This is a genomic window from Cohnella sp. GCM10012308, assembly GCF_042649185.1.
In the GTDB taxonomy this organism is placed as follows: domain Bacteria; phylum Bacillota; class Bacilli; order Paenibacillales; family Paenibacillaceae; genus Cohnella.
On record NZ_JBHRYU010000014.1, the window covers coordinates 171,037 to 180,040 of the forward strand.

General features: G+C 57.6%; 5 protein-coding genes. All 5 read left to right on the plus strand.

The genetic code is table 11. From position 1 onward, the window contains the following. Nucleotides 1-182 precede the first annotated feature (182 nt). The gene (locus tag ACFOTD_RS17010) at nucleotides 183-2,543 is read left to right on the plus strand and encodes a helix-turn-helix domain-containing protein (RefSeq protein WP_378120800.1); all 2,361 of its coding nucleotides are present in this window, start codon (nucleotides 183-185) and stop codon (nucleotides 2,541-2,543) included. A 751-nt stretch (nucleotides 2,544-3,294) separates the two neighbouring features. Beyond that, nucleotides 3,295-4,260 (plus strand): ABC transporter permease, encoded by a 966-nt coding sequence (locus tag ACFOTD_RS17015; RefSeq protein ID WP_378120802.1) that lies wholly within the window; start codon nucleotides 3,295-3,297, stop codon nucleotides 4,258-4,260. Nucleotides 4,261-4,272: 12 nt separating this feature from the next. Next, nucleotides 4,273-5,172, plus strand: a complete 900-nt coding sequence (locus tag ACFOTD_RS17020; protein ID WP_378120804.1) for a carbohydrate ABC transporter permease — start codon at nucleotides 4,273-4,275, stop codon at nucleotides 5,170-5,172. Nucleotides 5,173-5,189: 17 nt separating this feature from the next. After that, a complete protein-coding gene (locus ACFOTD_RS17025; RefSeq protein ID WP_378120806.1) occupies nucleotides 5,190-6,878 on the plus strand; it encodes an ABC transporter substrate-binding protein in 1,689 nt (562 codons plus the stop codon). A gap of 271 nt (nucleotides 6,879-7,149) precedes the next feature. Further along, nucleotides 7,150-8,529 (plus strand): alpha-L-fucosidase, encoded by a 1,380-nt coding sequence (locus ACFOTD_RS17030; protein ID WP_378120808.1) that lies wholly within the window; start codon nucleotides 7,150-7,152, stop codon nucleotides 8,527-8,529. Nucleotides 8,530-9,004: the final 475 nt, after the last annotated feature.

Genomic DNA, 9,004 nt, shown 5'->3' on the forward strand with positions numbered 1-9,004 from the left:
ACCTTGACTACATGTGTTATGATTAAATTTGCTTCTTGTAAGCGCTACACTTCTAATGCTGTTTAATGACGGGCAGCGATAACGCTGCTCTTTCTCTATTTTGTTAATTTCATGTTAAGAATTTTCGGATTGATGTTATAATAGCTAACAACACACCTGAGACGAACGGAGGAACGTGAGTCATGCGCTTGAGGAATCGACTGGGCCAGCAGCCTTTATTTCTCCGAATGATGCTTCCTTATTTTCTGTTTATGCTCTTGGCGCTGACGCTGGGGTGGCTGTTCTATAACAAGACGTATCACGTGGTGAAGGACGAAGTCGTCCGCAACAACATGCAGATGCTGGACCAGGTCAAGAATACGCTCGACAGCCGCTTTTCCGAGATCAACACGATCTCCCTGCAGCTGCTCAACGACCCGGGCGTCAACAGCTTCCAGCGCGTCTCCGATCCGTTCAGCAGCACCAACGCGTACAAGGTTCTGCGGACGCAGAAGAGCCTGTACAGCTACAATGCCTCCAACAATTTTGTGTTGGACTATTTTCTTATTTTCAAGAACAGCAACCTGGCCTTATCGTCCAATTCCTCGTATGAGCTGCCGTACTTCTACGATCATGTATTAACCTACAATGAAATCGATTACAAAGCATGGCGCGACGATCTGCTCTCGACGTACCGCAACCGGGAGATCATGCCGACGGGAGCGGCCCGGTACGAGGATAAGACGTACGATATGATCACCTACGTGCAGTCGCTCGGGTATCCGGGACGCATCCAGGGCGCTCTAATCGTGCTCGTGGACGGAAACGAACTGAAGTCGCTGCTGAGCGGGATCGACATCTCGGACGGCGGCTCGGCATCGATCATTGACGACAAGGGGAGAGTGGTCGCTTCGCTCATCGGCGACGGCTCGAAGTCCGCGCTTGGCGGGAACGTCGTCCTGCCCGGCCTTTCCGGAACGATCGAGGCTTCGGACAAGACGGACGGACGCATGGTTACATATACGACTTCCTCGTATAACAAATGGTCCTATGTCGTGGCGCAGCCTCCCCATATCGTGCTGGGGAAGGTCATCTCCATTAAAAAGCTGACTTTCTCGATCGTGGCTGTGTTCCTCGGGCTCGGCATCGTGCTGGCGTATTTGTTCGCGACCCGGAGCGGACGTCCGCTCGTGCGCATTATGTCCACGCTTCGGGACCGCCACCAGGCGGCCGGCGCGCCGCAGAAGCCGAAGGACATGTACGGCTATATCCAGCAGTCGTTGTCTTCACTGCTCGATAACAACGCGGAGCTGCGGGAGGAGATGGACAAGCAGGTGCCGCTCGTCTGGGACACGTTTTTCCAGCGGCTGCTCAAGGGCGACTTCCTGTCGATGAACGAGATCAATTCGCTGCTCGCTCACCAGCGGATCGGCCTGCACGGTCAAGGCTACGCGATCGGGATCCTGAATTTCAGCCGTTCAGGTCAGAGCAATACGGAAGCGGAGCTGGACAAGCTGGACGTCAATCGCGTATGGGTAACCGAAGCGATCCGCAGAGGTCTCGGGGACGATCGGTACGCCCATCATATCGCGGAGGACAAGATTGCTTTGCTGTTCGTGGACGAACTGGGAGACGAGGCGTCGTTCCGGCATATGATCGACCGGAGCGTGGCCGCGATCGAAGCGGAGACGAGCGGGCGCGAGGGGCTGCAGCTTTATTTTGCCATCGGGGGCTTCCGGTCGACCTTGCTCGAGGTGTCCGGCTCTTATGAAGAGGCAAGGCAGTGCTTGTCCTCGATCAGCTACGAAAGCAAAAACGAGACGGTCTGGTTTGCCGATCTTCCGCATACGAACGCCCGCTTCTTCTTCCCGCAGGAGCTGGAGAACCGCTTGATCAATTATGCCAAAGCGGGCGAGCCCGAGGAAGTCGAGGCCGTGCTACGCCAGCTTTACAAGGAAAACTTCAGCGACAGGCATTTGCCGCTCGCGCTGCAGCAGCTGTTCTATTATGAAATCGTGAGCTGCCTCGCCAAGCTTCAGGAGCAGCTTGCGCTGGACCATGCGATCGATATCCAGCAGCTTCTGCAGCATCCGAGCGCCGTCGACAATCCTAAGTTGTCGTACCGAAGCGCCTCGGAGATGTTCCTGACGACCGCCCGCGATCTCGACAGGCGCAAGAAGAGCCGCAATCACAGGCTGCTCGACGACATGCTGGCTTTCCTGCAGCAGCATTACGGCGACGCGAACCTGACGCTCGATGCCGTTGCCGATAACATGAACGTCTCAAAGGGTTACATGTCCCAGTTTTTCAAGGAACAGACGGGCATCAACTTCTCCGAGTATCTGGAAAATATGCGCATGGACGAGGCAAAGAGCAAGCTGGCCTCGACGTCGCTGACGATCCGCGAGATTGCGGAGCAGGTGGGCTACCATTCGTCCAGCACGTTCTGCCGGGCATTTAAGCGGGGAACGGGGCTGAACGCGACCGTATTCCGCGAGCTGGCCCGCACCGAAACGTCTTACGCATCCTCTAACGGACCTGCCGGCGCGGTGGGGGAAGCCTGACAACAGCATAGGCGGGGGAGGCCCGTGCCGCCAGGCTTGCGTGAGGCTGCAGCTTGAGAGCTGTAAGCGCAAAAATTGCGCTTGCAGCGGCAGGAGCCCCCGGTCTGGGAGCTGCAAGCGCAAAAATTGAGCTTAGAGCGGCAGGAGCCCCCGGTCTGGGAGCTGCAAGCGCAAAAATTGAGCTTGGAGCGGCAGAAGCCCCCGGCATGGGAGCTGCAAGCGCAATAAGTGAGCTTAGAGAGACCGTGAGTGTTGTGTTGGAGCTGGGATGCCTCGCGCCGTTTTGGCGGATGCTTTCTACGCAGAGCAGTGCGGCATCAATCCTTAATTGTCTGTTCCTAAGGCCTTGCAAAAAAAAGAGGTACAGTGCCCCGAGGTCTCGCGGGTACTGTACCTTTCACTCATCAAGGCGCTTTTTAGCGGCTTCCCGGAGCTGGGGGAGACGGATAAGGCAGCATTGCTGATGATGCCGCCTCTTCCGAAGTAACCGCTTTACACCGCTCATTTCCAACTAAAAATGGGAAAATCAAGTTGATTTCTGATCAAATGCACACTGAAAACGCAAACATCAATCCCCGAATCTGAACGAATGGCGATCATCGGACCACAACGCAATTTACTTCGCCGCCCTCCAGCGCCTAAGCTTGCCCTAAGCCGCAGAGCAGCCCGGACGATCCGAGACGATCGTACCCGGCAGACCCCGATCGGGGGCTACGGACTCTAAAAGTTTAGGCAAGGGAGGTGAGAGGAAGTGAGCGTACCCGATATCAAGCGTCTAGCAAGCAGAGAGAGCGTCGCGCCCCGCAAGTCAGCCGTCTCCAAGAAGATTATCCGAGCGTGGCAATTGTACGTGCTGATGGCCTTGCCCTTCGCGTACCTGATCATCTTCAAGTACGTGCCGATGTATGGCGCCCAGATCGCGTTCAAGAACTTTATCGTCACCAAGGGAATCTGGGGGAGCGCCTGGGTCGGACTCGATCACTTCTCGCGGTTCATTCATTCGTACGATTTCACCCGGATTCTGGGCAACACGCTGCTGCTCAGCTTCTACAATCTGCTCGCGGGATTCCCGTTCCCGATCCTGCTGGCGCTTGGCCTCAACTACTTGAGGAGCAAGTCGTACCGCAAGGTCGTCCAGATGGTGACGTACGCGCCACACTTTATCTCCATCGTCGTCATCGTCGGCATCGTCAAGGAGCTGCTCGACCCGCGGATCGGGATCGTGAACAAGCTGCTCGACGTCTTCGGCATCGCGCCGATCAACTTCATGGGCGAGATCTCGATGTTCTCTTCCATCTATGTCTGGTCGGACGTGTGGCAGCATGCCGGGTTCAACTGCATCATCTTTATCGCGGCGCTGGCCGCCATCGATCCGGCCCTGCACGAGGCGGCGGTCGTGGACGGGGCAAGCAAGTTCAGGCGCATGTGGCATATCGATCTGCCCGGCATTATGCCGATGGCGGTTATCCTGCTCATCCTCAATACCGGACACATTTTGGACGTCGGTTTCGAAAAGGTGCTGCTGCTGCAAAATCCGATCAACCTGAAGGCATCCGAAATCATCGACACGTATGTGTACAAGGTCGGCCTGACCGCGCAGGTCGCGAATTACTCCTACTCCACCGCCATCGGATTGTTTAAATCCGTCATTAACTTGGCGTTGCTGCTGGCAGTAAACAAGCTTGCGCAGAGAACGAAGCAGGCGAGCTTATGGTAAAGGAGGTTGCGCATGGATATCCGGTTTCGCAACGAGTCGTTCACGGACAAGCTCTTCACGATTGTTAACGCGGTGTTCATCACCATCCTGTTCGTCAGCGTGCTCTATCCGATCATCTACATCGTCAGCGCTTCGTTCAGCGATTCGCAGGCGGTCGTGTCGGGCGAGGTATGGCTGTGGCCGGTGCGTCCGAGCCTCGAGGGCTACACGGCGGTACTCGATTACAAGATGGTGTGGACGGGCTTCAAAAACTCGGTGATCTACACGATAGCAGGGACGGCAGTCAACGTCGTAATGACGGTGCTGGCGGCATATCCGTTATCGCGCAAGGACTTCTATGGGAAAAACGGGTTCATGTTCCTGTTCATGTTCACCACGATGTTCACCGGCGGACTCATCCCGAACTACCTGCTCGTACGCGAGCTGCACATGCTGGACACGGTCTGGTCGATGATCATCCCGACGGCGCTGACCGTCTGGAACGTCATCATCGCGCGCACCTACTTCCAGATGTCGATTCCCGACGAGCTGCTTGAAGCGGCGCAGCTGGACGGCTGCAACGACTTCCAGTTCGTGTGGAAAATCGTCATCCGGCTGTCCGGTCCGATCCTGGCCGTCATTACGCTTTATTACGCGGCTGCGAATTGGAACCAATATTTTAACGCCATGATCTACTTGAAGTCGCAGCACATGTATCCGCTGCAGCTCGTTCTGAAGGATATACTGGTCAAAAACGACGTCGACGTCGCGATGCTGTCCGGAGACCCGATGGACGCCGCGAGGCGCGAAGCGCTGAAGACGCTGCTCAAGTATTCTCTGATCGTCATCTCTACCGTACCACTGCTCGTGGTTTACCCTTTTGTGCAAAAGTATCTGGTCAAGGGCGTCATGATCGGTTCATTAAAAGGATAAAGAAGGGGATAGATACGATGAAAATCAAACAGATGGTCTCGATGGCGCTTGCGATTGTCATGCTGGTTACGATTCTGGCAGCCTGCAGCGGCAACAACTCCGATTCGAATGCCGCCTCCGGCGGCGCTTCCTCGGGCTCGGAAGCGGCGGTCGCGCCGGCCGGCGAATTCCCGATCGTGAAGGATAAGATCACCTTGAAGGTGATGACGGGGGCCAACCCTGCCGTAGAGGATTTCAACACGAACGAATTCACGAAGTACTTCGAGGATCTCACCAACATCCACGTGGAATGGGAGATCGTGCCGAGCAGCATGGTCGCGGAAAAGCTTAACCTCGCCCTGGCCAGCGGCGACCTGCCCGACGTCGTCATGATGATGGACGTCACGCCGGAGCAGCAAGCGCTGTACGGCCAGCAAGGCGTGCTGCTTCCGCTGAACGATTATATCGAGAAATACGGCGTCAACACGAAGAAGATGTTCGAGGAAAGCCCGCTCGTCAAGCCGACCATCACGTCCGCCGACGGCAACATTTACGCGCTGCCCGCGCCTAACGAATGCTACCACTGTTCGATGCGCCAGAAGCTGTGGATCTATCAGCCGTGGCTCGACAAGCTCGGCCTGGCGATGCCGACGACGACGGACGAGTTCTACAACGTCCTCAAGGCCTTCAAGGAAAAGGATCCGAACGGCAACGGCAAAGCGGACGAAATTCCATTCTCCGGCGCGCCAGCCCAATCCCAGGGCGCAACGCTCACGACGAGCGTCGAGAATTTCCTGATGAATTCCTTTACTTACGCGCCATACACCCGTCTCTACGTGAGCGATCAGGACAAGGTCGACGTTCCGTTCACCAAGGACGGCTGGAAGGACGGCATGAAGTACCTGCACAAGCTGTACGCGGAAGGGTTGATGGATCCGCAGGCGCTGACGCGCGACCCGGCGCAGCTCGTTCAGCTCGGGGAAAATCCGAACACGGTCATTCTCGGCGCCGCCTCCGGCCCGAACATGAGCGTCATCACGCAGCTTAACGGCGCGAGCGGCCGCTGGAAGGACTATGTCGCCGTACCTCCGCTGAAGGGACCGGGCGGCGTGCAGCTCACCCAGTACGATCCGTACCAAGTCGCGCCAGGCAAGTTCGTTATTACGAAAGAAGCGAAAAATCCGGAAGCGGCGTTCCGCTTCGCCGATGCGCTGTACGACCGCGAGATCACGCTGCGCTCCACGATCGGGGAGCCGGACGTCGACTGGCGCTGGGCGGAAGCCGGCGAGATCGGCCTGAACGGCGAAGCGGCCGTTTACAAGGACATGTCTTCCTTCGGCGTCACGCAGAACAAGCACTGGTCGCAGAGCGGCATCGCCTACCGTCCGAACTCGCTCCGCCTCGGCGCGGTAGCCAGCGAAGACAACCCGCTTGAATCGATCCTTTACAAAGAAACGAAAGACAAATACGAGCCGTACCGCGTCGACGTCAAGTCGGTGCTGCCTCCGCTGAACCTGACGGTGGATCAATCCCAGGAGATCGCGGATCTGTCCAAGACGATCTACGACTACACGAGCGAGATGATGGCGCGCTTCATTATCGGCGACGCCGACGTCGATTCCGAGTGGGACAAGTACCTCAAGACGCTGGACGGCATGAACCTGAAACGCTATCTCGAGATTTACCAGACGGCTTACGAGGCGCGCAAAGCGGCGGCTGCACAGTAAGGTAAATCGGCAAAGCAGCTGCGCAGTAAGGAGAATCAGCAAAGCAACTGCGCAGTAAGGAAAATCGGCAAAGCAACTGCGCAGTAAGGAAAATCGGCAAAGCAACTGCACAGTAAGGTAATCGGACAAAGGCAAAAGGTTTAAGGGAAACAGGCACATACAACATGGAAAAGCGGCGATAGGGGAGGCGCCGGCACGGCGGGAAACGGCAAAGCCGCAGGCCGCCGGGCCGGCGTCTTGCTTCCGCGCGCTCGGAAGGGAAGCGGATTCGATGACGACGCAAGCTCCGACACAAACCTTCTCGGTGCCCGACAAGTGGCAATGGTTCACCGAGAGCCGGTACGGCTTGTTCATTCACTGGGGACCTTACGCCCAATTCGGGAGAGGGGAGCAGGTGCTGTTCCGCGAGCATATGAACCATGAGGAGTATGCGGACGCGGCCAGCGCCTGGAACCCGGAGCGCTTCGATCCGGAGATGTGGGCGGACACCGCGCGCAAGGCGGGCTTCAAGTACGCCTGCTTCACGACCCGGCATCACGACGGCTACTGCATGTGGGACAGCGCGTACACCGACTACTCGAGCGCGAAGCAAACGCCGAAGCGCGATTTCGTCCGCGAGTATATCGAGGCTTTCCGCAAGGCGGGGCTGCGCATCGGCCTGTATTATTCGTGGATCGACTGGCGCTTGCCGGCTTACTTCGACGGTCCGGACAAGGATCCGGAAGGCTGGGCCACGACAAAGGAATACCTGCACAACCAGGTGAAGGAGCTGCTGACTAACTACGGGCAGATCGATCATTTCTTCTTCGACGGCGTATGGCCGCGCAACGCGGACGATCTCGGCAGCGTGGAGCTTGTAGAGGAGATGCGGAAGCTTCAGCCTAACATCTTGATCAACAACCGGCTGGGCTACTCCGAGCAGCATGACGGATACCGGGCCGACGGCGGCATCGGGGCGGGGGATTCGGATACGCTGGGCGACTTCGGTACGCCGGAGCATCTGATCGTCGTGGACCGCAAGCGGCTGTGGGAGTCGTGCCAGGTCACGACATGGCGCTTGTGGAGCCACGTGTTCGGCGAGCGCTGGCGTCCGGCCGACTACCTGCTCGATATGCTGATCGAATGCGCGGAAAAGGGCGGCGCCCACGGCGGTAACCTGCTCCTCAACGTGGGACCGACGGCCGACGGGCAATTCCCGCCCGAGTTCCTTGAGCGCGCCGAAGCGATCGGCCGCTGGCTCGACGTGCACGGCGAGGCGATTTACGGCTCGGACGGCGGCGCGATCACGGAGTTCATCACCCGCGGACGCCAGACGACGCGCGGCAACAACCTGTACTTGATCATCCGCTTCTGGGACGGGCGCCCGACGCTGCGGCTCGCAGACCTGGCGACTCGCGTCAAGGGAGTCACGCTGCTGACGACCGGCCAGACGCTCGGCTTCACCCAGCAAGGCGACGAGCTGATCATCGACGGCCTGCCGCAAGAAGCGCCGTCCCGCCTGTTCCCGGTCATCCGCGTCGAGTGCGAAGGACCTCCGGAAGCCAACTCCTGGGGCAGGCAGCGCCTGTGGGAAGGCGATCCCCATCGCGTCGCCGACTGGGCGCGGGAGCAGCGCGGCACTTCGGTGTATCGGGACGGGCAAGAGCGGTAAATCGGGATGTGAAAGAGCAGTAAATCGGGACGTGAAAGAGTGGCAAATCGGGACGGGAAAGAGCGGTAAGTGGTGTTGGAGTAACCAAAGATGAGCCTGAGGCTAGTGGCATGTTGTGCCGCTATGGTGAGGGCCAAGGTGCGTAGCTGCGGCGATAGCGGCATGCTGTGCCGCTATTGCTCGGCCAAAGCCACCAAAGCGACCAAAGCGAAATAAGGATGTGCCAGAGTCTTATTTTGGCAGAATGGGCGGTTTGCTGTGAAATAACGATGTGCCAGCGTCTTATTCCGGCAGAATCGGCGGTTTGCTGCGAAATAACGATGTGCCAGCGTCTTATTTCGGTGAAATCGCAATCGTTTTGCAAACATCCTAACATAGTAGGCTGCAGTTCAAGACGAGAAAGGCTGTCAGTGGGGGAACAACTTGTTTTCTCCAGCAAGCAAAGTGAAGATGGTAAGGATAGCTTTGCACATCT